Here is a 22,926-nt window from a genome sequence, read left to right on the forward strand (position 1 = left end):
GAGTACAAATAGAGAACATGATGCAAGCGCAAGCTGATTCGGTTGATGTTGTCGGCACCGGTTTTACGGTGCTCGACCGTATTTACGCGAACGGCGATTTTGCTGCTGAAGCACTCGGGGGATCGTGCGGCAACGTCCTGGTTTCTCTGGCGATGCTACATCGCCAAGTTGCACCAATGCTCTCGCTCGGCTGCGATGATATAGGCGAGCAGCTAATTCACGAGTTCCGGCTGGCTGGTGCCTTAACAAGTTATATCTACAAGTGCGAGGGCAGGCGTTCACCGGTCCTGCGTCAGGAGCTAGACACCCTGTCGGGGCAACATAGCTTCAGTTTTACGTGCCGCGAGACTTCCGAGGAATTTCCTCGGTTTGAGCCGATCGGGTTTGAAGAAGTGCAGTCCGCGACATCAGCCTTGGGCGGCTGTACAATTTTCTATGCCGACCGCCTGTCGCCGACGATCCTGCGCGCCATGGAATGGGCTCATGCAGCGGGGGCGATCGTTTTTTTCGAACCATCTGACATCGAGAGTGAATTGTTCGAAGAGGCACTCGCGCTGACAACTATCCTCAAATATTCAGCTGACCGCCTGGGACCGGAAATCGACGGTCAGGTCGCGTCCAGCGCTACCGTGGCAATCGTGACCTTTGGCGCTGACGGCCTAGAAATCCGCCATGGCTATGAGCGTATCTGGAGTGCGGCCATTCCAGCTAGCCATATTACCGATACTTGCGGTTCGGGGGACATGGTTAGCGTCGGAATCATCGACTGGCTCCTGGCGAGGGCCGACCGTCAGCAGGGAGCCTTAGGCATTCACGATCTGGTACAGGGCGTCGTGGCGGGACAGCGCTTGGCCGCTGTGAATTGCGAATTCGCGGGCGCGCGCGGCATATTCCGCCACCATGATGTCGCATTTATACGCTCGGTGCTGGCGCAGTCATATCGCGATTACTGACAGCCCTACCTCAAGCCGCTGCGGCTACCTTTGCTTGCAAGCTGACTTTAGCACGCAAGGAATCGCGAAGCTCCATTAGTAAAACGCCGAGCATATTCTTACCGACCCCATCCACCTCACCCCAGAGGCGGTTCACTTCATTGTCGACCGTGGCGCTTTCAACGAGCCGGGCATTGCCAGTTGAAAGCAACAGCGCTTTTAAATCCTCGTGCTGCTCGAATTTCACCCGCAAAACATCGCGCATCCGATCGAACTTGGTCTTTGACCATCCGGGCGCCACGTCCCAATAATAGAGACCATGCGCTGCCATGGCCAAGAGTGCTGGGGAGGGCGCATTCATCAGCCATTCGCGCACTTCAGGCTTACGAGGCTTGCCCGCCTGATAAGCGTGCTCGCTGGTTGGAAACCGCTCCCCCTCGAATTCGATCTCACGCCTGTAAAGATTGCTGAACGCACCATAGGGTTTCTCGCTCGCACGGTAAAAGCGGATTTCTTCGGTCATTGGGTTCTCTCTTGCAAATTCGCACAAATAGATACATGCAAATTTGCATGAAAGCAACAGCTCAGCAAATCGCAACGCTGCAAGAGCAGATTGCTGCTGCGCGCGCGCGCACTGCGCTTACGGATACCGGGATTGGCGAAATTTCAGGTGTTCATCCTAGCCAAGTCGGTCGGATTGTCCGTGGCGAATTCAAGACTATCAGCTTCAATGTTGTGCAAGTTTGCAAGGCTCTTGGAATTGCGTTGGAAAGTGCGCCGCGAAACGTTTCTCAGGAGAACGCCGCTTGGCTCCGCCTCGAGGCAAGCCTTCGGAGTCTATGGGACGATACTCCGGAAGGGGCCGAGAAGATCGTAAAGGTTCTCGATACTATTGGCGCACTCCGGCAACGTTAGCGGAAAGAGGTGTGACGCAGCGAAGGCTGCGTCTCGCATATGTCATCTTTGCTTCTAGCGACCTCAACCGAAACGCTTAGCTGCTGTTCTGAGTGATTTCATTTGCAAGCCTCTGTCCGCGCTCTACACGTTGCGCCAGAGCCTCGATAAAGCGTTGGAACCGTTGTTCACCAGCAGCCATGGCCGGACCAGACTCGCCGTCTGGCATCGAGGGCGTCAATCCGAGCCAAAAGCGCACAAACAAGGCGACAGCCTCATTTCCTACCTCGACGTGATAGTCGAGCTTGTCCATTTGCCGCGAGATCCGATCCAGACGGCGACTGAATGCAGCCTCCATCCTCTCGGAACCATCCGGCGAGAGAAACGACGCAACCGCTGCTTCGACCACCGATGCCTGCGAGACCCGCTTGCGCCCGGCGTAGTCTGCCAGTTGCCGCGAGAGGTCTGGAGGCAGCCGAAAAGTGTGCTTGATGCGATTGCCCTTGCTCACAGTTCGATCCCGTCATTCGGATCGAGCGCCGCGCGCCTGGCGTTGGCGCGCATCTGATCGGTCAATCCGCGAGCGGTGCTCGCGATGTCAGCATCGCTCCTCTCCTCAAAATCAAATTCATTGCGCACGGGTGCAGCTGCTGGCGCAATGTCTTCGTGCTCAGGCAGTTCCGGCTCGCGACGAATCCCGCCTTCGGCATCGGCCTGATCATCTTGGCACTCGGACTTGGTGCCGGATCTTCCCCTTCGCTGCACCGCTTTAACAATCGTGCCCTCCCAGTCACCGGCAGCTCCCGTGTCGACTGACTGCTGCGGGGTCGGTGGCGCTTCGATCCGCTTTTTGAGCCGCGGATCGGCATAGTAACGCGCCTTTTCCGCACGGACCGGATGGCTTCCTGCCAGCATGACGATTTCATCGGTGTCGGGCAGTTGCATGATCTCGCCCTGGGTGAGCAGAGCACGAGCGGTTTCGGAACGCGAGACCATCAAATGGCCAAGCCAGGGCGACAGCCTATGTCCGGCATAATTTTTCATCGCCCGCATTTCAGTGGCGGTGCCGAGAGATTCCGAGACACGCTTGGCGGTCCGCTCGTCGTTGGTAGCAAAGCAGACCCGGACATGGCAGTTGTCGAGGATCGCGTTGTTCTGGCCGTAAGCCTTCTCGATCTGGTTGAGTGATTGCGCGATCAGGAAGGACTTGATCCCGTAGCCTGCCATAAAGGCGAGCGCGCTTTCGAAGAAGTCGAGGCGGCCAAGCGCCGGAAATTCGTCAAGCATCAGGAGCAGCCGCTGCCGCTGAGCGCCGTCAGCAAGATCCTCTGTCAGGCGCCGTCCCAACTGGTTGAGGATCAGGCGAATAAGCGGCTTGGTCCGGCTAATATCGGAGGGCGGCACGACAAGGTAGAGCGTGACCGGGCGCGAGGCATCAACCAGATCGGCAATGCGCCAGTCGCATTGCCTCGTGACTTTCGCGATGACCGGGTCGCGGTAGAGGCCGAGGAAGGACATGGCTGTCGACAGCACGCCCGAGCGCTCATTCTCGGACTTATTGAGCAATTCGCGAGCAGCGCTCGCAACGACCGGGTGCACGCCACCATCGCCCAGATGCGGGGTCATCATCATGGCGGCGAGTGTTGCTTCGATCGAGCGCTTGGGATCGGACAGGAAGGCCGCGACGCCTGCCAAGGTCTTGTCGGCTTCGGCATAGAGCACATGCAGAATGGCCCCGACCAGCAGCGCATGGCTGGTCTTTTCCCAATGGTTGCGGCGCTCGAGCGAGCCCTCGGGATCGACCAGCACGTCGGCGATATTCTGGACATCGCGGACCTCATTGATTCCGCGCCGTACCTCCATCAGCGGATTGTAGGCTGCCGACGCCTCGTTGGTTGGATCGAACAGCAGGACACGGCTGAAGTGCGAACGAAAACCTGCGGTCAGGTCCCAGTTTTCGCCCTTGATGTCGTGCACGATGGCCGAGTGCGGCCACGTCAGCAGCGTCGGGATAACCAGTCCCACACCCTTACCGCTGCGGGTCGGTGCGAAGCACAGCACATGTTCGGGACCGTCGTGACGCAGATAGAGATTGGCGTGCTGGCCGATAACCACGCCCTTGCCAGCGAGAAGGCCTGCTTTAGCAATCTCTGGTCGAGTGGCCCAGCGTGCCGACCCATAGGTCGCGCTGTTCCTGATCTCGCGGGCGCGCCAGACTGACATGGCAATCGCCACCACTACCGAGGCGAGGCCGCCCGATGCCGCGATCATGCCGCCTGTTTCGAAGATACGCGGCGCATAGGCTTCAAAGCTGAACCACCACCAGAAGATCGCATAGGGCGGATAGACGGGCACACCGAAAGCCTCGAACCATGCCGGTCCCAGCTCGGGCTGGAAGCCAAGTGCTGTCGCTGTCCATTGCGTGCTGGCCCAGATGCCTGCCAGCGTCAGGGCGAACACGGCGAGGATCTGGCCCCACAATATTCTGGTTGCCGACATGGTGCCTCCTTTCGGGAGGCAGGAGGCCGAACGAAGGCTGCAATTCAAGCGCTGCGCTTGGGAAGCGCAGTCTGGCGCAGGCAAAGAAACGGGCGGCTAGATGGCTTCCCAAGCGAAGTCAGGTTCGCCGGACCATGTGAGCCGATACATGGCCCCTTGTACGACCGACTGCACGACATTGGGCCAGAGCGCGGCAATGCAGGTTCCGCCTTGATGGCGCACCGAGGGATAGATGATCCCGTTGTGCCCTTCACCGCGTGCCTGAGCCGCCAGAGCATTGCCTGCCGGATAGCCTTTGGCAGCTTCGGGGTCGAGGCTGGGATGATCAGGCTGTTCGCGCAGATCGATGAAGACACCCGACATGCTGGCAATCATCTCGCCATATTCAACGACAGCGTTGAAATCACCCGCATCGGACAGCGCTTTGGTCAGGTGATGGCCGACTTCGGCGATACAGGTTTCGACGGCGAGCGCTGCATACCAGGCGCCGCGTTCAGCGGGATTGAAGCGGTTGGGTTCGCGCGGCTTGGCATAAGCGAAGCTGGCATTGATGAAATGCGCATGGGGCACACCGTGAACCAGTTCGTCGGCTGTCAGACTGCCAAGTCCCCGCTCCTCGGCAATCAGTCGGCCGCTTGTGCCCCCTTCGATCTCTGCAAGGAGAGCCAGATCGGCGTCATCGTCAGCAAGCGGCGCCATGACCTGGTCACGCAAACGCGCGCTGGGCACGAGCCTGATAGTCCGCTCGAAGGCTTCGCGTATTGTTGGAAGCTCGGCTGGTGGAAGACCGGCCTCGCCCTCAGAGCCCGCCACGAAGCGAGTCGATATATTGCCGGGTTTCCAGCATGCGCGGGATGCCACCATCGATCATTGCTTGAACAGGTGACAACCGGTCGAATACCGGCGCCTTGTTTGCAAGCTTCGGCCAGCGATCGGCCATGTCGTTGGCGAAGAGCAGGTGGAGTCCCTTGAAAAGACCAATCAGCGCCGAAGCGCGGGTCAGCTGGTCCTGGCTGAGCGTACCTTCCCATGTCCCGGCCTTAATCCGGTCCCAGGTGCTCTCAGACACACCGAGCAGCGCCGCGCCCTCTGCATTGCTGCCACCCCAGGCATCGACAAGCCGGAGCACGGCCTTGACCGCCGCGCCGGTCAGGCGGCGGCGATCATCATCGCCCGCAAAGGTTTGAAGTCCGCGCGGGGCTTCGACTGGTTCAAAAGCTGCACTCGCCATATCGCTTCTCCTGATGCGTAGATAAGCATCATGTGGTGCTTTTGTCAAGATTTGTATCATGGGCTTGCCTCCTCAGATTGCTGGGCCGCGCGAGCGGGCAAAGCTCCAGTCGACGCCTCCGCGCTGGTTGATCCTGCCGGTCACGGCCTGCCCGAGGTGGCGGTCCATATCCTGCCGCCAGGGGACGAGCTGGAACCCCAAGCCATTGTCGATCATGGCGAAGCGACCAGACGCGAGCGTCACTCGCTCGCGGTAGATGCCAGCGACATGGTCGCCAACACTGACGGGCTGAGCGATGCCGCCGTGACGTGCGGCCAGGGCCTCGCCTGCGTCGGCCAGTTCGCGGTCTCGCAGCGTAACGAGCAGACCGCGCGCAAAGACGATGCGCTGCCCCTGCCGCTTGGCGAGCCCCTCATCGATCAGAGCCTCCGCCCGCTGGTCCAGTGCATCGCGAACCTCCGACCCAAACCCGTCCGGCAGCGTTTCGGATCGCGGCGATACCAGTTGCCGGTCGAGCCATGTCGCGCCGCGCGCACGGATCTGTGCCTCGATGGAAAGGTCGGACCGGACCAGCAGGCTGGCCTGCTGCCGACCTTTGCGATCAGTCCAGCTGCTGGCCTCGACGATCGCGCCCGGCGCAGCGTCAGTGGTCCGATCGATATCGGGAAAACGCAGATGATGTGTGCGGCCATCCACCCCATCGACGATCGCATAGGCCTCGCCGGTCAGTTCATTATGCAACCCGCGTTCTATGAGCCTGCCGATGACGCGCTCGCCATCAGTTCGTCCATGCAAGGCGAGGCGCTCGGGGGCGATGGTCAGACCATGGCCGGTCATGGCGCGGTGCATGGTCTTGATGATGTCGCCGCGATCACCCAGCTCGCGCAGTGTCGGCTCGACATCCGCAGCCAGCGTCCAACTGGCCGGACCGACACGCTGGGCCAGACCCATACGTTCGAGTGTCTGCGCACGGCCAAGCAGCAAGCTTCGATCCTTTCGCGCGCCTGATGCCTTGGGGCGCAGGTCGACCACACCAAGATCGTCTCGTTGCCGCTGCAATCGGCGGTCAAGCGAAGTCCAGCGTTCGGCATCGACTTCGCGCCGCAGCGAGTTCTGAATATCGCGCTCCCTGCGCGGGCCGAGTTCCACCGTTACCCGCTTTTCGGCGCGGGCGCGGAGCCCTTCGCTGATATAGGCGCGGTCGATCACCAGATCCTTGCCATCGCTGGCCACACCCCGCACCAACACATGGATATGCGGATTGCCGGTGTTCCAGTGATCAACCGCGACCCAGTCGAGCCCAGTGTCAGGGTCAATATCCAGATCGTTTGACATATCCCCCATCATCTCGCGGGTGAAGGCGCGCAGGTCCGCCATCTCGCTCGCATCCTCAGGCGATACGATGAAGCGGAAGTGGTGCCGGTCCTCCTCGCAGCGCTCGGCAAAGGCTTCGCCATCGGCCTGATCGGACCCGGCATCGAACATCTGACCGTCCGATCCGTCGCGGGTGACACCGTCTCGTTCGAGATAGGTGATGTGGCGGGCAAGCGGGGCCGAACGAAACGACGTGCCTCTATGGCGGACAACGCGCGCTTTGATGACGACGCGCCGCTGCGAAGCACTGCGGCGGCGTTGGAGCGCAGCGCGCTTGCCGCGCCCGAGGTGTCCGGTGCCGCGGCCCGATCTTCCGTGACCGAGCGGCGTGTAGCCTGCCCGGCGCGAGACCTGGAGCACGCGGCCGACTAGTGTGTTGGCCTTGCTGTAGGCGCGGACACCGCTGTCCCGCGAGCGGCCCGGGCGCACGTCGAATTCATCATCAGCCATGTGTAAGGAAACCGGGCGACGGCGGTTCGGCCGTTGAAATTGCGAGAGAATTCGCCAAGAGCGACGGTAGGGCCTGAACAAAGACGGCGCATATTCCCCAATAAAACCAACCACCTGCACCCCGACCGACGGCGGTGCTTTTATCTCGCCATCCTCCTTTCCCCTTTCTGATGCTTCCCGCCATCCTTCGCCCAGCTTCGCCAAAGGACGAAGCCGGGCGCGAGAGCATGATTGCGGGCATCACTGATCCCTGACTGTGGAGACAGGTGCGAAGAGGTCGTGCGAACGCTGATCGGCACGCGCGAATGGATTGGTTGGAGCTTGCTGTTCGTTGGCTTCTGTTGGGATTAATGGTGCAGCCGTTTGGACAGTAAATGCGGGCAACGCTTCGCTCATCGGTGGCTGGGTCGCTGCAACGAAAATGCGTTCCGCCTGAAGCATGGGCGCAATCTTGGCGACATACCGACGCGTTTCGAGCGGGAGCGAACGCCGTCCTGTACGCCATGCCTCATACCGTCCCGGTCCAGCATTATAGGCCGCAAGGAAACCCGGTGCGCCAAAGCGATCATACATTTCCCGCAGGTAAGATGTTCCTGCCATGATGTTGTCACGCGGATCGAAGGGATCGCTGCCGAGCGCAAACCGGTCGCGCTGGCGCGCCCAGGTTCCGGGCATGAGCTGCATCAAGCCCATGGCACCGGCGGATGACACGGCGCGCGTCCGGCCCGCACTTTCGATGCGGATCACCGCATAGATCCAGTTCTCAGGAATCCCGAAGCGCTGCGCCGCTTCGCGCACGTGGACGTCAATATCGATGCGCTGTGTTTGCGAAGCGGTTGCGCCTGCCTGCGCATGAACGGAAGCCGGGTAGGCCGAGGCCAGTGCGGCCAAGGCCGCAAAGACCAGTGGATGGTGGCGCATCGCTCAGTCCTTCGCTTCGCGGCGCGAGGGGCGTGACCACATCAGCACATGGGTGCGCGGGTCCGACTGGAACAGATTCGCGCGCAGCGGCTGCACGAGCGCCGGATCGTCAATCAGGACCACGACATAAGCGCCCGCCTTGTCGCCGACGCGCTTCCAGCCTGCTCCGACCTCGAAGGTGGCATCGCCCTCGCCAGCCATGATACGGTAGTCCGGCGCGTTCTCGGCTTCGCCGGGCTCAGCAGGGACAAGGGTCAAGGCGCTGTCGATCGTCAGCGTTTGCAGGCGTCCTTCGAAGCCATCGGGGCGCGCGGTGAATGTGCCGATACAGGTCATGGTTTGGTCTCCTTGGTGTCGTGAGGGTTGGTGTTGGCGATTGAGATCAAATGCGGACGGGCGAACCAGATATGTTCGCCGTCGCCCGCTTCGTCGGTCCAGACGGGGTTTGCGCGTCCGATCACCTGTGCGCGCGCAATCGGCCCAAAGTAGCGCCCGTCAAAGCTGCCGGGCGCGCTCCTGTTCATGACGAAAATTTCATCAGCGCCGATAATTTCGCAGCCCTGCCAGTCGGGTAGTGGGCGCGCCCGGCTGTCGAGCGCACGCGCCTCGCCTGCCGGTTTGCCATTGATCGTTATGACGAGGCCACGGCGGCAAACGGTGTCACCGCGCAGCGCCGCGACCTCCTTCAGCAGCGGCACGCCGGAGGGCAGATAGCCGCGCTCAGCGAGATAGGTGCGCAGAATGGGCGGCGGATCGATGGCCACTCGCTCGCCGACGTGGAGGCTGGCTTTCCCGCGAATATGATAGAGGCCGGTCGGCACGCTGGCGGTAGCGTTCCAGAGGAGAATGCGCGACATAGGCAGAGCAGCACTGAGCAGTGCCGCCGCCGCAACTGTGCCTGCCAGAAGGATCGTTCGCCGCTTCATGATTGCAGTTTGCGGCGACGCAGCCATGCAAGGTGGCGGCTCTGTGCATAGCAGCGCGGCAGCATGCCCCCTGCCAGCCTGTTGTGCATATGCCGCCAGTGATCGGGTGCGACTTCGCGCGGATCGTGGCCCGCCTGTTCGATGACGTCGATCAGTTCAAAGGTCTGGCGAACCTTCGGCCAGCTTCGAACCGACAGCAGGATTTCGCCGCCAGGGTCGACCTGGGGCAATGTCGTATAGGTTTCGCCGCTGGCGACTGCGCGCACGATATCGAGCGTTGAACGAATGGTGCCGTAATCATTGGACGCCCACCGCACCAAGGCGAACATCTGCCCCGGCGCATAACTCTCGATGCGGGTTCGCCGGTCAATGATCCGTTCGGCAACCGGCTTGCCAAAGCGCAGCCAGTCTTCGCGCACGCCTTGCTGCCACACCAGTGTGACATGGGTGAGTGGCGGATTGCCTGCTTGCGCACCGAGAGTGGCGGAAGGAGGCTCCGCCGCGCCCTCTGTGCACAGGCGCTGCGCCGTTAGCAGGAATCTGGAAGATTCCTTGTTAGGATAGTTAAGGGGCGCAGCAGCCCAGCATTTCTGCGGGTTTGGGCTCGATTCCGGTTCCCGATAGTCCGAACTTTCGGTTCCTGATAGACCGAGCGCGTGGGTTCCTGATAGTCCGAACATCACACCGACTTGTCCACAGGGGGCATGCTGATCCGCCGCATGGCGGCATCGAAAGGATCGACGGGGAGGCGGGCGAAATTCAGTCGCTCGCGGCCTAACTGATGCTCGAGGGTCAGGGTGTAGCCCGGCAGCGGCTGACGCCGGACGATATCGCGCATCTCGAAGGCGAAGCGCTTTAGCGGCGAGAGCGCCCCGGATTTGAGGTGGAGGTGCGCAATATCGAAGCTCCACCCGCTCTTTTGTCTGCCGCCATGCTTGCGCACGATGCGATACAGCCAGCGTTCGAGCCCGCCGGTCAGCTGGAAATAGGCCGGGTCGATCGTCAGCACGAGCGCCCGGTCGAGCACGCCTTCATAGAACCAGTCGGGCACGATCATCTCGATACCGAGCGCGCGGCCATTGGCATCGAGGCGCTCGCGCCATTCGTTGATCCAGGAGAAGCGGTGACGGCGGCGGGCACCAAGTTGTCGGATCGAGGTCGCAACGGTAGTCGATTGCAGCCGGTCGAGCGCGGCCTTCAATCGGTCATAGCCCGCCTTGCCGGTCCCGCGCCGCGTGAAGGCAAGGATTTCATGCGGCGTGGCAGCAATGAGCCGCGAGGTTGGTCTACCGGCATCGCGCGCCTCAACGATCTGGCTAGCTACCCAGATCAGCACATCGGCATCCCATATCGTTGCCATGCCATGTTCGGCGGTGGCTTCAACGAGGATCGCAACCTCGCCCATGCGAAAATCGATTGGTTTGACGCGCTTCGACTTGGCGAGGCTGAAGAAAGGCCAGGCCATCAGGTCCTGCGCATCGCGCGCCGCGATGTCGCCGCCGGCTCCGACGAACAGGTCGAGCTGCTGCGCCGCGCTGGAGAGAGACGGGGCAAAAGTTTGGCGGGTGGGCATTGGCCTGACCTTCAGCGCCGGACGGGACCGGAATAGCCGTCGATCCGCTTGGCGGGATGGACCACCCCCTTGCCCGGATCGCTGGTTGAACGGCGCAGGCCTAACTCGGCCCAGCTGTCGAGGTCGTCGAGGTGGTAGACGATCCGACCACCCAGCTTGCGATAGACAGGGCCAGTGCCAAAGCAGCGATGCTTTTCGAGTGTACGCGGCGAAAGACCCAGATGGACAGCGGCATCGGGTGTGCGCAGATAGCGGGGGCGGATCGGGGCGGGAACGGCGTCCATGGAAAATCTCCGCTTGAGACAGGTTGCTGCAGCGCAGGGCTGCTGGTTGCGGAGTGAGATGGCGCAGGGCAGCGCGGCGAAGGGAGTGACCAAAGGAAGGCGGCTTAAGCGGTCACCCCGATCAAATGGAGCGATCAAAACCGGGAAAGCCGCGGTAGCCGCCGTCGCGCAATTTCAGCGCTGCTCGCAGCAGGCGCAGCACATGGCGCTTTTCGCCCGAGGCCTTCCATTCAGCGCCTCTAAGAAGGCGGGAATTGGGATAGACGAGAGTGAAGGCAAGCTCACGAATGGTGGCACCGGCTTCGCGCGCATCGAGCATCGCCAACATGTTGGCCAGCCTGCGGCGCTGGTACTCGCTTGGCGAGAAATTGGAGGTTTGGAACGCCGCCCGTTGACCTGCGCAGGCAAGCTGGAGGCGATAAAGGGCCTCGGATCGCAAGGATGCGAGCGCGTCGTCCGGGATAAGGAAGGCGGGTGAAAGACCGGCTGCCAGATTGGATCGCCACAGCCGAAAGCGGCCAAATGTGCTGGTTAGAACATAGTGCAGTCCGTCCGAACAAGCGCAGCTTTGAACCGCCTTCCAGGAAAGGTCCGAGAGCAAGCGTCCGGTAGGTTCGGTTCCTGTCTGGATGATAGTGGTGCCAAGCACCTCGGGCGACCAATGCGCCGGTTCATCCGTCGCCGATTTTGCCGGATCGCAGGGGAAAGCTCAGGCCCCATCGCCGAGCCAGGCCCTCCCTTTCTTCCTGTGCCTTTGCCGGATCGGCGAGGGCTCGTTGCTCTGTCTGACTGTATTCGCGGGCATAGTCGGGGTTGCGGCGCAGGAATTCCTGCGCGAAATCCGCATGGTCATGGGTCTTAAAGCGCTCGGCATAGTCAGCTGAGCGCCAGGAGCCTTCTCCCGACATTGCAACCTCCTATGGCAGAGGGCAGCTTGGCCAGACTGAAACGTTTGAGAGAATTGAAGAATCGGCAAGTATCCGAATCTTCTGATTGTTGCTCTTCGCGCCGGCACAAGTAGACGCGTGAAATTACCTAGAATTGCACAAAGTCGAAATTGGCTCGCAATTAATCCTTCGCGATCAATTGCCTGTAGCCACTACGCGCCATCCATCGTGCGCGCTCGAGATGCGCCGCGTGCATCGCGCGCGCTGCGTCTGGGTCGTCAGCGGGATCGAGGCCAAACACAAGTCGGACAACTTCGCGCCAATCCGCGCCTTCCGCAGCGGCATCAAGCAGGCGCAGATAGGTGACGAAATGCGCTTCATCATAGTCCGTGACATGTTCGGACTGCGGCGGAACGTCCTGGAAGGCAGGGGTCTCGGTCATGGTCAGCTCGGTTTCGACTCGCTTGCTTTCGGGCTTGCTTTCGGGCTTGCTTTCGGGCTTGCTTTCGGGCTTGCTTTTAGCACGAAATCCTTCGCCACTCTTAGCTATGCCGCTTATCCCCAAACAGGTAATGCGATATTCCAGTTGAGGCTAACGTGGCGCACGACAAAAGCCGCTGAGTTTCAAAGCTTTTCGCGAAATCAGCACACACCTACTTACATTCAGAGTATACTCCGTGGTTAAATACTCTGCAATCCCGCTCACTCGCCAGCATGACCCTGCGCGAGACCTTTGCTGCCAATTTGCGCCGCTATCGAAAAGCGGTCGGCCTGTCGCAGGAAGAACTTGCCCATCGCGCGCAGATCGACCGGACCTATGTCAGCAGCCTTGAGCGCTGTCAGTATGCCGCAACGCTTGATGTGATCGAAAAGCTGGCAGTCGAGTTAGGTATCGAGCCCGCGGAATTGCTTGCAACTGCGGAAGGCGACAAACTGGCAACTTAGCGGGGTGTCCGCTTTGGGGCTGCGCAAATGGCGTTCTCAATGGCAGATATTGGGTGGATAGCGGGCATCCATATGCAGTCAAAATCCAGCTCAATTAGCTTCGCAATCAGGTCGTCGTCCAAGTTCATAATGGCCTCAGCGGCACGGAAATGACTCTTCGAGACTGCTAGCGCTGCACACGCCGAAAGAAGCGTCGATTCATCCCATTGCTCGGCTCAGTGAGCGGCTACGCAATCGGACAAGTTAGCTAAGGCTGACACGTAAGCTGACTTAAGATCCGCCGGGATTTCCGGCGCTCGGCCATTTTGACGCGCTATCTCAATGGTGGCGGGAAGTTGAAAGAAGCCGAAATCAATTGGCCCTGGAGCCATCGCAGCAATTGATACGATGTGTGGGACTGCGGCGTATGAAGCGTCGTAGGCTTCGCCTTGATGACAAAGGCTCGACCAGAGGGTGAACCAAGGCTCGGCCTCGTAGCCAGACGATGGTCCGCTGGAGGAAGCCAATGTGTGCAGCAGACCGGGAATGTCGGTAGCGTTCCCATATGCATGTGACAGGGTTGACCATTGGGGATCGTCTAGCGAGAGCATGGGCACACCCTGTATCAATCGGCCAATTCGGGCAATGTCCGCAATTGGGTCGCAAACCGAATGTCGCCTTTCTGCCCTGTAGGGTCCAAAGTGGACTACTTACGAATGAAGCCCCGCCCGGCATGTGCCGGGCGGGGCAGCCTTGCGGCGATTATTCGCCGTTTGCTTTGCGGCTGCGGGTCCAGATCAGGCTGAAATTCTCGCCATCATCTTCGGCGAAGAGGTTCGCGTAGATCGGAGCGACGAAGCTTGGATCGTCCAGCTTGACCGAGAGATAGTCGCGGCCTTCCTGGCTCTGCTTGCTCCATGCGGCACCGATTTCGGCGCGGCCGACGAAGACCCGGTGTGAGGGAGCGTTCTCGCTTGCCTGTTCGGTTTCGGCGACGATGCGCACATTCTTCTGCTGCACGCTCATGGTGACGATCTCGCCCTTGTAGCCGGTGCCCGTGGTGGTGAAGTTGCCGATATTGGCCATGATGAAATTCCTTTCGCTTTGGTTCGAACCTGCGCCCATCGCAGCCTCGATGGCCAGACGAGGGCGGTTGTGCGGGGCGGGCGCATCCCGTCAGGGACCGCAGCGACAGCGAAGGACGGCAGCGGGAGCGGCTATTTTGTTTCGCGATGCAAAGGGCACCCCGGTGCCCGGCGGAAAATAGCCATTTCCGCGCCGTTGCGCCCCGAAGCCCCGCAAGGGCGAAGCCCGTCCGCCGCCAGAAAGGCCATGCACGAGGCAGCAGGTGGGGCAGGTGACGCCATGCGAACATGGTGGATCAGGACACCAATCGGCCTCCTTGCCTAGAGCGGGTACTCATCGGTCAGGGGAGGGCGCCATTTGCGTTGCCGCACAATCCGGGGCATTGAAGTCAGCGAACTTTGTGCTCGCAAGCTGCCCCGTCCGCGTTTCGGATCAGCGACCTTCGGTGCTGACAGCCAGCTGGGTCATGCCTGCGCACAATCGAGGACGAGCCGTTTCCGACAATCGCCCAGTCCAGCAAGCGACTTACACCCATGATGGCGGGTTCGGCGATGCGGGAGCGCCACTGCGAACGGCGAGCCAGCGGAGGGCCGCAGCGCTTCCGATCAGCATTGCCGCCGCGAGGCTCAGCCCTTGGACAAACAGGCCATCGGGAAGCAAAGCAAGGGCAAGACCATGCGCCGCATGATAGCCCGCCGCTCCGCCGCACAGGCCGAAGCCTGCAATCGGCACAAGTCGCAAAACAGGGGAGTGCGCACCGGCGAGCAGATGGGCGGCAACCAGCAGCAGTGTGGCAGCAGCCAGTCCGGCACATGCTGCAAGCGTCCAGCCCGCCCCGCTGGCAAAAGTCCACCACGCAGCTGTGCCGCCGCACCAGAGCGGCAGGGCGTAGAGTGAGAGCGAATAGAGCAAGCGCGCTACCAGAACGGCAGCGACGAGCACGGTGAGGGCGGCAATGACAATCATGGGGCGTCCTTTCATGGCGAACATTCGCCGGACGCACCTCCCGACCTCCTCCACGGTGCTTTTTTGATGGCCAACCAATACAACCAAGCGCCCCGATACACAATGCGGGCGGCGGGGAATCATCCCGCCGCCCGCATCGCAAAACGCAAGGTCAGGCCGCGAGCGGCTCGGCCTCCGGCGTGTCTTGATGGTCTTCCGAAGCAGCCTCCGCGCATTCCGGTTCGTCCTCCTCGCCTTCGACCAGCCAGGCCGCGCGCTTCGCAGCCGAAACGCACGGCACTCCGCCACGCGATGTATAGGCAGCAGGCGGGAAGGCCATCCAGAGCGGCACCCAGCGTTCGACCTTGCGCCGCTCGTTTGCGCCGGTCAGATGATCGGAGATGAGGCCTTTGAGGGTCGCGCTTTTCTCGGTCGCATTGGCGCTGGCCACCGCCTCGCCGCCGACCTCGCCAAGCAGCGCAGCCATCACTTCCTTGTCGCGCAGCAAACCAAAAAATGCATCGTCGGCCTGCCAGTGATCGGCCATCTCGATGTCCATGTGCTGGCCAAGATAATCGACGGCCTCGCTGCCAATGGCGAGCGTCTCGGCCATGACCAGTGCTACCACCTGCATGACCTCGCCATCTTCCAGCTTGAGCAGCCGGTGCAGGATCGGAACAAGGTCGCTGCCGTAGCGGTCCTGACACAGCGCCTCGCGGCTTTCCTCGAAGCCCAGTAGATCAAGTATCGTGCGGCGGCGTTCGGCCAAAACCTTGGTCGCGGGGCTTGCGGCAAGACTGGCTGCAATCGCCTCGTTACGGCTCGCCGTGTCGGCGGGCCGGATGCTCCACAGCGGCGAACCGGCAATGGCATGGGCGACGATGACGCGCAGCGCCAGCGACGGTTCGGTCGAGAGCCGCTCGCTCACCGCCGCATGGCGGTGAAGGTCGATATAGCTTGCCAGCGTCGAGGTCAGTTCGGGCCGCGCGGGCTTAGTGTCCCCGTCTTCGCCGCGCGCTCGGCGCACTGCCGCCTGCGCCTCGCGGCGGCTGATAAAGCCTTCGTGGAACACCGCCTCGCCATTGGCGCGGCACTGGATATAGACGCGCCCGCCCTTGCGCTTGGAAGCATGTTCATACTCCCAACTGGCGAAATGCTCGTTGGGCGGGACGATCACGACATCGGCCCAGCCTGCTTCAAGGTAAGCGGCCTTGCGCGCCTCGACTTCGGCCATCTGCGCTTCCCAGAAAGCATCGGTGTCCGCAAAATAGCCATCCTCGCCGAACAGATCGGCAACGATCTGGCCGGAATGGCTGTCGAGGTCGAACAGCGCGACGTTGGTCGAAATCGATGCGCCGCCAAACAGCCAGCCTTTGAGCTGACTGCCGCGCGGAGCATAGGCCTCCGAATCCTCGAACAATGCCAGCCATGCCTTCTGCTGCGCCTTGCTGGCGAGCGTCAGATGGCGCACCGTCGCGGCATCAACTTCCTCGGCGCGGTAGGCCTCGCGGATGCGGGGCAAGAGATTGCCGAGCGCAAGGATGCGCTTCACTTGCAATTCGGTAAGCGCGAAGGTCGCAGCGATGTCCTCGACGCTGCGGCCTTCTTTCACGAGGCGGGTGAAGCTCTCCCATTGGGTGACCTCGTCAGGGTCCTGCCGCAGCAGGTTCTCGATCATCGAGATTTCGAGCGCTTCGGCATCGTCTCCTTCGCCGATGACGATACAGGGCAGGCTGCGCTCCTCGCCGCTTTCCTTGGCGGCTTCAATGCTGGCGAAATAGCGGCGCTTGCCCGCCAATATCTCGAAATGATCGGGCTTTCCGTTTGCCCGAACGAAAAGCGGCGACAACACGCCGCGCGCCTTCACCGAAGGCAATATGTCGCGGACATCGGGGGCCTTGCGCCCGCGCCGCATATTGATGGCGGAGACCGAAAGACGGCCCAGCGGAATATGTTCGATCTGCATGATAGTGACTCCTTGAATAATCTCATGGATAGGGTGGCCCCGCCCTCCGGTCGGGGGCTTGAGAGGCGGAAGGCGGGGCCGGTGTGTCCCGCATCGAAGGGACGGGTCCGATGCGGGCTTCATCCGCCGTTTGGGGCTACGGCGGTGAAAGGCTCCGCTCGCTCTTTCTGGCCCGCGCCAGCACCGCTGCCGCGCGGGTCAAATGGTCGGGATGTTCGGTGATCTGGCCGCAATGCCGCGCAGCATCGGCATAGACCGAGAGCGGATGTTCGGCGGCAAAATGCAGATCGCGCTCGATTGTGAGGCCCAGAGGTAGCCGCACCGAGGCGATTTCCGAGAGGCTCGCACAGCCCAGTTCGGGAAAACCGAAACCGAGATCGCACAGGCCGAATAGCGTATCGCCATCGCTGTCGAGTTCGGAAAACAGCCAGGTCGCTGCGCCAACCGGATTGAAGAATTTGACGAGCGGCACATGGTCGGCCTTGCAGGCTCCGTTGGTCAGCAGCCGCTCGCGAAGGGAATGGGTAAGAAGGTCCATTGCATCCCCTCCCGTCAGAACATTTCGAGCTGGTTGCGGGCGTTTGTATCGAACAGCCCGTGATTGGCGAGCCGCTGGCCCTTGCGGGGAAGCAGTGGCGCATTGGCGAGAACGCCAAGCCGCTCGCCCAGCGTGACCGGCGCAACGCCGGGCACAAGCGTCTGGGCACCGGCCTCGGTGTCCTCGGCCTCGAAGGCTCGCGGCGCGCTGCTGCTTTCAGGCTTCCTGCTCATGCCGCCTGCTCCTGTTCGATGGATTGACAATGCAGCAGGAACTCGGCTGACTTGCTCGCCTGACTGGCCGCACGGAAGATTGCGCGATTGTCTGCGCGCAGCACTTCCAGCCAACTGCCGAGATAATCGGCGTGGCGCACCGTGGGTTCGATGCCGAGCGCGGCGCACAGAAAGGCCGAGGCCAGTTCGGCAACCAGTTCTTCGCGCGCATAGGGCGCGGTGCCGAACCGTCCGGTCTGGTCGCGGCCCAACCGCGAGCCGTGACCGGTCCAGTGGCCCAGCTCATGCAAGGCGGTGCGGTAATAGTCGATCTGGTGATGAAAGGCGGGTTGCGGCGGCACCATCACAAAATCGCCGAATGGCGAATAGAAGGCCTTCGCCCCGCCAATGCGGAAATCCGCGCCCGTTGCGGCAATGAGGTCTTCGGCAGCGCGGTGCAACTCGCGCTCGGGCAGCGGCGCTGGCTGCGACACCAACCCTTCGGGCAAGCCATCGCACTGCGCGGCATTGAACACGGTAAAGCGCTTGAGGAACGGTATCGAGCGCGCCTCCTCGCCGCTCTCGACCTGCTCGCGCCCTTGCCCGTCGCGGTCGCCTGCAGGAGTGAAGCGGTCGGCATAGAACACCGTGCGCCCGCGCTCGCCCTTGCGAACGCAGCCGCCAGCGGCCAGCGCTTGGCGAAAGGTCAGCCAGTCCTGCGAAGGATAGCCGCCCTCGATCACCGCGCCCCACAGGACCAGCACATTGATTCCAGAGTAAGCCCGCTTGGTCACCGCATTGCAGGGCAGGCCGAGCGAGGCCTTGGCCTTGCTCCACGGCCTGACCCAAGGAAACACCCCGTCCTCAAGCTGGGCGATGATTTTTTGCGTGACCTCGTCATAAAGCGATGCGCGGGAACCATCCCCGCGCGCGGCGCTGCGCGCCGCCCCTCTACGCTTGCCACCTGCACTGCCTTTTGAAACTTTACGCGCCATCGCCCTTCTCCCGAACTGCCCAAATCCGCACACCGGCCCCCGGAAGGGGCGGGGTGGGCGGTGACAGCGACCAGAAAGGTGCGGGGCGGACAGCCGCACCCGTATGACGCGAATGGCTGCCTGTTCAGCCAGTGCGGTAAGGGCTGCAATGCAATGGAAGACCCGGTCCCTTCAGGGCCGGGTTGCGGCTGGCCGAACCGTGCCCAGACGGAAGCGCCGCCCACCCCGCCGCTTTCGCGGGCCGACACCAACAACGCCGGCGCGCGAGCAGCGCGTCGTCCACAGCAACCTGCTCATGCCGCGAATCGGGGCCGAGCGACCAGCGAGGTGCAAAAGACAGAAATGCGCACCCTGAATGGAGGCGTGTGGTGCCAGTCTCAGGATCGGCCGCCCCGGCGGGGCCTGTCGTCCGGCAGGCCGATCTTTTCGACAATGCAAGCTGTAATCAGAGTGCGTGCGGGGCCCAAAACAGAAACGCCGTGCCCTCAGGAGCAGGCCGAAAAGCATGCGGGATAGAGCGCGTCAACAGCTCCGCTCCACTTCACGGGGCGTTGCGGGGTGTCCCCGCAGTAGGGGTAGCCGGAGACAGCACAGCGGCTCCGGCTCAGGGGAAGGCTTTCCCCTTCAAGGTCAGAATCAAAGAGAACTGTGGTCAACACGCCTCGTTGAGCGTGTTGACCAGGTGTTGACCAAAGCCAATCTCGCCTGATCGCCCAAAGCGATAGGCGCCAGAAAGCTTTGATATACTATCGGAATAATGGAGCGGGCGAGGCGATTCGAACGCCCGACCCCAACCTTGGCAAGGTTGTGCTCTACCCCTGAGCTACGCCCGCTCACTGGCGCTACCGAAACCGCTTGGCCCCGGTGGGGAGGCGGCCAACTAGCAGCGGCTCTCGAGTCTCGCAAGTCGAAAATTGCAGATTTTTCGATGCCCTTGCAGCGGCGCCCGCCCTCCTTCACATTCGCGCGACAATGCCCACATGATGCGGGCACGATTTTTCGGACGAAAGGTGGATTTACGTGGCGAGCATGGGCCTGAGCATGGATGAACAGAAAGCGGTCGAGCGCTTCAAGACCGACGTCGTCGAGCCGTCGATGACGAAGCTCGTCATCCTCGATTTCTACGCCGACTGGTGCGGGCCGTGCAAAGCCATCGCGCCGATGCTGGAGAAGGTCGCTGCCGAATATGCCGATAAGGGTGTGGTGCTGAAGAAGATCGATGTCGACGAGGAAAAGTTCATCGCGGCGCAGTTTCAGGTTCAATCGATCCCGACCATTTACGCGCTTTTCCAGGGGCAGCCGGTTGCCGATCTGACCAATGCGCGCAGCGAATCCCAGATGAAGCAGACGCTCGATCAAATTCTCGGGCAATTGCCGATCAAACCCGGCGCCGATCAGTCCGCGGAAAACGCTCAGGGGCAGCAGGATGTCGGCCAGTTCGTCGATATGGCCGAAAAGGTTCTGGCCGATGGCGATGCCGAACGCGCAGCGGGTGTGTTCATGCAGGTCGTTCAGATGGCGCCCGACAACGCCGCGGCCCATGCCGGTCTGGTTCGGGCACTCGTGCAGGCAGAGCGGATCGACGAGGCGAAATCGGCGCTCGCGGCGGCGGAAGGCATTCCTTCTGTCGCGGACGATCCACAGCTAGACCAGGCACGCAATGCGCTGGAGCTGGCCGGCAACAAGGTGGATGACGGCGAACTCGCCGCCCTGCGCGAAAAGGCCGGGGCCGACCCCGAGAACCTTCAGGCTCGCTACGATTATGCGGAGGCCGCCTTCGCCGCCGGCGATCGCGATGCCGCCGCCGACGAGCTTCTCGCTCTGGTCGAGAAAGACCGCGAGTGGAACGAGGGCGCCGCACGCACCCGCCTGATCGATATTTTCGGCGCGGTCGGGCTCGAAGATTCGTGGGTGGTCGCCACCCGGCGGCGCTTGTCCAAAATCCTGTTCGGTTAGGGAGCGTCTTGAGTACCCGGATCCCCATCTTCCCTCTGCCCGGCGCAATCCTGTTTCCCGGCCTGCAACTGCCGTTGCACATTTTCGAGCCGCGCTATCGCGACCTGGTCGGCAGCGCGCTGGCGAAAGACCGGCTGATCGGGATTATCCAGCCGCAGACCTCGAAGGACCGTGCCCCGCTCTACGCAATGGGCTGCCTGGGGCGGATCGGCGATGTCGAGGCGCTGGAAGATGGGCGGTACAATATCGTCCTGGACGGCGAAGCCCGTTTCCGTGTGCTGCGCGAACTCGATGTCACCACGACCTTCCGACAGGTCGAGGCGGAACTGATCGAGGATCGCGAAGGACAAACGCTGTCGAGCGTCGAGCGCGCGGGTTTCGAATTCGAGGCGCGGCGCTTTGCCGATATGCAAGGCTATTCGGTCGACTGGGATTCGGTCTCGCGGCTCGATGACGAAACGCTTATCAACGGCGTTTCGCAGATAGCGCCCTTCGATGCAGCTTCGAAGCAGGCGCTCCTCGAAGCGAGCAATTTGCGCGAGCGATGCGAGTTGATGATCCAGCTCATGCAGTTCTTCGCCCTGCGTGACGACGGGGACGAAATCGTCACTCTGCAATAGGCGCGGGCTCGTCGAGGTTCGTCAGCATGGCCGCAAGAGCGGTGAAGGCGTGGCGATCGGCATCCTTGTGGTTGTAGTTTCGCGCCTGCACCACGAGCACGGCATCATAGGCCGGGACCAGGGCGACGATGTTCCCGCCATTGCCCTTCATCATCCAGGCGCTTTCATATCCGCGCGGCGACCGGATCGGCACGGCCCACCAGAGGTTGCCGTAATACACATGCTCGCCCAGCCTGTGGCGCGGGACAAGCATGCTCTCGATCCAGCTTTCGGGCAGGATTTCCTCGCCTTGCCAGCGCCCGCCGTCGAGTACCATGCGGCCGATTTTCAGCAGCGCCTTCGCATCGATCGTCAATTGCCCACCCGACTGGATCTCGCCGCTGCGCGAGCGCCGCCAGACGACCCCGTCGATACCCAGCGGATCGAATAGCCGGCGCTGTACATAGGCGTCGAAGCGCTCGCCGGTCGCCTTCTCCACCACTTGGCCCAAAAGAAAGACCCCTGCGGTACAGTAGGAAAAAGGCCCTTCGCCACGCCCGTCCCGGACATATTCGCGGGCAGGAAGAGACAGCACGAATTCGCGCCATTCGCGTTTGCGGTACATCCGTTCTTCCTGCCCCGGCGAATTGCGTTCCCAATCATTGCAATCGATAGCGGAGGACATGCCCAGCAGATCGCCGACGGTGATGGCATCCCACGGTTCCCCGCGCGGGGAACCGAGATAAGGCCACACCGGGACGTTCGTGTCCGCAAGCGCGCCATCGGCAATGGCCGCACCTACCGCCAGCGCGGTGATGGATTTGCCGGCGGACCGGATATCGACAGGACTGTCGGCCGTCTCGCCATCGAAGCGTTCCAGATAAACACGCTCGCCCCGCTGTTCTGCGGCCAGAACGGCGATCCGGCCGAGTTGCCCTTCGCCAATCGCCGCCGCCAGTTCGGGGATCGTGTATTGCGGCAACGGTTGCGCGAAAGCCGGGTTGCCCAGACCCATGAGAGCCGAGACGCAGCAGAGCAGGGCCATACGCATCCTGGAAACGTATAGCGGTCTGGTGAACGCCCCCCGAACGCCCACGGATGCCGCAGCCTCAGATGCTGAAACTGTTGCGCAGACCATCGATGACATATTGCGCGGCCAGGGCGGCCAGAAGCACGCCGAGAACGCGGGTTATCGCCGCCTCCACCTTGTCGCCGAACAGGCGCATGATCGGGCCTGCCGCCATCAGGGCGAGCATCGTGATGACAAGCACGGCCACCAAGGCGCCCAGCACGACAAGGGTCTGATCCAGACCCTGTGCCTCGTTCATCAGCAGCATGATGGCCGCAATGGCGCCGGGGCCGGCAAGCATCGGGATGGCCATGGGGAAGACCGACACATCTTCCACCTCGGGCGTGGCCGCGACCTTTTCGGCGCGTTCCTCGCGGCGCTGGGTACGCTTCTCGAAAACCATTTCGAAGGCGATCCAGAACAACATCAGGCCGCCCGCGATGCGGAAGCTGTCGAGCTCGATATGCAGCGCCCCGAGCAAGTCCTCGCCGAACAGCGCAAATACCAGCAGAATGACCAACGCTATACCGCTCGCCCGGATTGCCATGTTGCGGCGCTGCGCCGAGGTCGCGCCCTTGGTCAGCCCGGCATAGATCGGGGCGCAGCCCGGCGGATCGATCACCACGAACAGTGTGATGAAGGCCGAGAAAAAGAGCGCGGTCATG

Annotated in this window: 28 protein-coding genes and 1 tRNA gene; 5 read left to right on the forward strand and 24 right to left on the reverse strand. The window is 61.9% G+C overall.

Annotated features, from left to right (window positions below; genetic code table 11):
* Positions 1 to 17: 17 nt before the first annotated feature.
* Positions 18 to 953 carry a PfkB family carbohydrate kinase gene (locus L5849_RS08505; RefSeq protein ID WP_236925236.1) on the forward strand — a complete coding sequence of 312 codons (936 nt, stop codon included), beginning with the start codon at positions 18 to 20 and terminating at the stop codon, positions 951 to 953.
* 10 nt (positions 954 to 963) lie between these two features.
* On the opposite strand, the gene L5849_RS08510 is transcribed toward L5849_RS08505, so the two are convergent.
* Positions 964 to 1,455, reverse strand: coding sequence for an NADAR family protein (locus L5849_RS08510; RefSeq protein WP_236925237.1), 492 nt, complete (start codon positions 1,453 to 1,455; stop codon positions 964 to 966).
* Positions 1,456 to 1,502: 47 nt separating this feature from the next.
* On the opposite strand from L5849_RS08510, the gene L5849_RS08515 reads away from it, so the two are divergent.
* A complete protein-coding gene (locus L5849_RS08515) occupies positions 1,503 to 1,847 on the forward strand; it encodes a hypothetical protein (protein WP_236925238.1) in 345 nt (114 codons plus the stop codon).
* A 76-nt stretch (positions 1,848 to 1,923) separates the two neighbouring features.
* Here the strand turns inward: L5849_RS08515 and L5849_RS08520 are convergent, their stop codons facing one another.
* The 14 genes from L5849_RS08520 to L5849_RS08585 form a co-directional block, all read right to left on the reverse strand.
* Complete coding sequence (locus tag L5849_RS08520; RefSeq protein WP_236925239.1) at positions 1,924 to 2,337, reverse strand: CopG family transcriptional regulator; 414 nt, start codon at positions 2,335 to 2,337, stop codon at positions 1,924 to 1,926.
* Entirely contained in the window at positions 2,334 to 4,325 is a 1,992-nt protein-coding gene (locus L5849_RS08525; protein WP_236925240.1) for a conjugal transfer protein TraG, read from the reverse strand. The genes L5849_RS08520 and L5849_RS08525 overlap by 4 nt, the downstream gene beginning before the upstream one ends.
* Positions 4,326 to 4,421: 96 nt before the next feature.
* Complete coding sequence (locus L5849_RS08530; protein ID WP_236925241.1) at positions 4,422 to 5,024, reverse strand: RES family NAD+ phosphorylase; 603 nt, start codon at positions 5,022 to 5,024, stop codon at positions 4,422 to 4,424.
* 100 nt (positions 5,025 to 5,124) lie between these two features.
* Positions 5,125 to 5,556, reverse strand: a complete 432-nt coding sequence (locus L5849_RS08535) for an antitoxin Xre-like helix-turn-helix domain-containing protein (RefSeq protein WP_236925242.1) — start codon at positions 5,554 to 5,556, stop codon at positions 5,125 to 5,127.
* Positions 5,557 to 5,628: 72 nt separating this feature from the next.
* The gene (locus L5849_RS08540) at positions 5,629 to 7,380 is read right to left on the reverse strand and encodes a DUF3363 domain-containing protein (protein WP_236925243.1); all 1,752 of its coding nucleotides are present in this window, start codon (positions 7,378 to 7,380) and stop codon (positions 5,629 to 5,631) included.
* Positions 7,381 to 7,620: 240 nt separating this feature from the next.
* Complete coding sequence (locus L5849_RS08545; RefSeq protein ID WP_236925244.1) at positions 7,621 to 8,301, reverse strand: lytic transglycosylase domain-containing protein; 681 nt, start codon at positions 8,299 to 8,301, stop codon at positions 7,621 to 7,623.
* A 3-nt stretch (positions 8,302 to 8,304) separates the two neighbouring features.
* The gene (locus L5849_RS08550) at positions 8,305 to 8,637 is read right to left on the reverse strand and encodes a DUF736 domain-containing protein (RefSeq protein WP_236925245.1); all 333 of its coding nucleotides are present in this window, start codon (positions 8,635 to 8,637) and stop codon (positions 8,305 to 8,307) included.
* Positions 8,634 to 9,254 (reverse strand): conjugative transfer signal peptidase TraF, encoded by a 621-nt coding sequence (traF, locus tag L5849_RS08555; protein WP_236925246.1) that lies wholly within the window; start codon positions 9,252 to 9,254, stop codon positions 8,634 to 8,636. Before traF ends, L5849_RS08550 begins: the two co-directional genes overlap by 4 nt.
* Entirely contained in the window at positions 9,224 to 9,646 is a 423-nt protein-coding gene (locus tag L5849_RS08560; protein ID WP_236925247.1) for a DUF2840 domain-containing protein, read from the reverse strand. The genes traF and L5849_RS08560 overlap by 31 nt, the downstream gene beginning before the upstream one ends.
* 260 nt (positions 9,647 to 9,906) lie before the next feature.
* Positions 9,907 to 10,800 carry a replication initiator protein A gene (locus L5849_RS08565; RefSeq protein ID WP_236925248.1) on the reverse strand — a complete coding sequence of 298 codons (894 nt, stop codon included), beginning with the start codon at positions 10,798 to 10,800 and terminating at the stop codon, positions 9,907 to 9,909.
* 11 nt (positions 10,801 to 10,811) lie between these two features.
* Entirely contained in the window at positions 10,812 to 11,084 is a 273-nt protein-coding gene (locus L5849_RS08570; protein ID WP_236925249.1) for an AlpA family transcriptional regulator, read from the reverse strand.
* Between the two features lie 121 nt (positions 11,085 to 11,205).
* Positions 11,206 to 11,733: a DUF2285 domain-containing protein gene (locus tag L5849_RS08575; RefSeq protein WP_236925250.1), complete on the reverse strand. Its 528-nt coding sequence runs from the start codon at positions 11,731 to 11,733 to the stop codon at positions 11,206 to 11,208.
* Between the two features lie 22 nt (positions 11,734 to 11,755).
* Complete coding sequence (locus L5849_RS08580) at positions 11,756 to 11,992, reverse strand: transcriptional regulator domain-containing protein (protein ID WP_236925251.1); 237 nt, start codon at positions 11,990 to 11,992, stop codon at positions 11,756 to 11,758.
* Between the two features lie 160 nt (positions 11,993 to 12,152).
* On the reverse strand, positions 12,153 to 12,413 hold the full coding sequence (locus L5849_RS08585; protein WP_236925252.1) for a DNA -binding domain-containing protein: 261 nt from the start codon (positions 12,411 to 12,413) through the stop codon (positions 12,153 to 12,155).
* 272 nt (positions 12,414 to 12,685) lie between these two features.
* On the opposite strand from L5849_RS08585, the gene L5849_RS08590 reads away from it, so the two are divergent.
* Complete coding sequence (locus tag L5849_RS08590) at positions 12,686 to 12,916, forward strand: helix-turn-helix domain-containing protein (protein WP_236925253.1); 231 nt, start codon at positions 12,686 to 12,688, stop codon at positions 12,914 to 12,916.
* Positions 12,917 to 13,657: 741 nt separating this feature from the next.
* Here the strand turns inward: L5849_RS08590 and L5849_RS08595 are convergent.
* The 7 genes from L5849_RS08595 to L5849_RS08625 all read right to left on the reverse strand — a co-directional run bounded on the left by L5849_RS08595 (position 13,658) and on the right by L5849_RS08625 (position 19,470).
* Complete coding sequence (locus L5849_RS08595; RefSeq protein ID WP_236925254.1) at positions 13,658 to 13,981, reverse strand: DUF736 domain-containing protein; 324 nt, start codon at positions 13,979 to 13,981, stop codon at positions 13,658 to 13,660.
* A gap of 525 nt (positions 13,982 to 14,506) precedes the next feature.
* A complete protein-coding gene (locus L5849_RS08600; protein WP_236925255.1) occupies positions 14,507 to 14,947 on the reverse strand; it encodes a hypothetical protein in 441 nt (146 codons plus the stop codon).
* A gap of 151 nt (positions 14,948 to 15,098) precedes the next feature.
* Complete coding sequence (locus L5849_RS08605; RefSeq protein WP_236925256.1) at positions 15,099 to 16,892, reverse strand: ParB/RepB/Spo0J family partition protein; 1,794 nt, start codon at positions 16,890 to 16,892, stop codon at positions 15,099 to 15,101.
* Between the two features lie 136 nt (positions 16,893 to 17,028).
* A complete protein-coding gene (locus tag L5849_RS08610) occupies positions 17,029 to 17,430 on the reverse strand; it encodes a DUF2958 domain-containing protein (RefSeq protein WP_236925257.1) in 402 nt (133 codons plus the stop codon).
* 14 nt (positions 17,431 to 17,444) lie between these two features.
* Entirely contained in the window at positions 17,445 to 17,663 is a 219-nt protein-coding gene (locus L5849_RS08615) for a hypothetical protein (protein ID WP_236925258.1), read from the reverse strand.
* Positions 17,660 to 18,637: an ArdC family protein gene (locus tag L5849_RS08620; RefSeq protein WP_236925259.1), complete on the reverse strand. Its 978-nt coding sequence runs from the start codon at positions 18,635 to 18,637 to the stop codon at positions 17,660 to 17,662. Before L5849_RS08620 ends, L5849_RS08615 begins: the two co-directional genes overlap by 4 nt.
* Positions 18,638 to 19,395: 758 nt before the next feature.
* Positions 19,396 to 19,470, reverse strand: a tRNA-Gly gene (locus tag L5849_RS08625).
* Between the two features lie 196 nt (positions 19,471 to 19,666).
* Between L5849_RS08625 and L5849_RS08630 the strand changes: the two genes are divergently transcribed.
* Together L5849_RS08630 and L5849_RS08635 are read left to right on the forward strand one after the other, a co-directional pair.
* Positions 19,667 to 20,593, forward strand: coding sequence for a tetratricopeptide repeat protein (locus L5849_RS08630; RefSeq protein ID WP_236925483.1), 927 nt, complete (start codon positions 19,667 to 19,669; stop codon positions 20,591 to 20,593).
* 8 nt (positions 20,594 to 20,601) lie between these two features.
* Positions 20,602 to 21,213, forward strand: coding sequence for an LON peptidase substrate-binding domain-containing protein (locus L5849_RS08635; protein ID WP_236925260.1), 612 nt, complete (start codon positions 20,602 to 20,604; stop codon positions 21,211 to 21,213).
* Here the strand turns inward: L5849_RS08635 and L5849_RS08640 are convergent.
* Positions 21,200 to 22,237, reverse strand: coding sequence for a serine hydrolase (locus tag L5849_RS08640; protein WP_236925261.1), 1,038 nt, complete (start codon positions 22,235 to 22,237; stop codon positions 21,200 to 21,202). The genes L5849_RS08635 and L5849_RS08640 overlap by 14 nt on opposite strands.
* A gap of 64 nt (positions 22,238 to 22,301) precedes the next feature.
* On the reverse strand, positions 22,302 to 22,925 hold the full coding sequence (locus L5849_RS08645) for a MarC family protein (RefSeq protein WP_115415317.1): 624 nt from the start codon (positions 22,923 to 22,925) through the stop codon (positions 22,302 to 22,304).
* Between the last annotated feature and the right edge of the window lies 1 nt (position 22,926).

This window comes from Erythrobacter sp. SN021 (assembly GCF_021864455.1).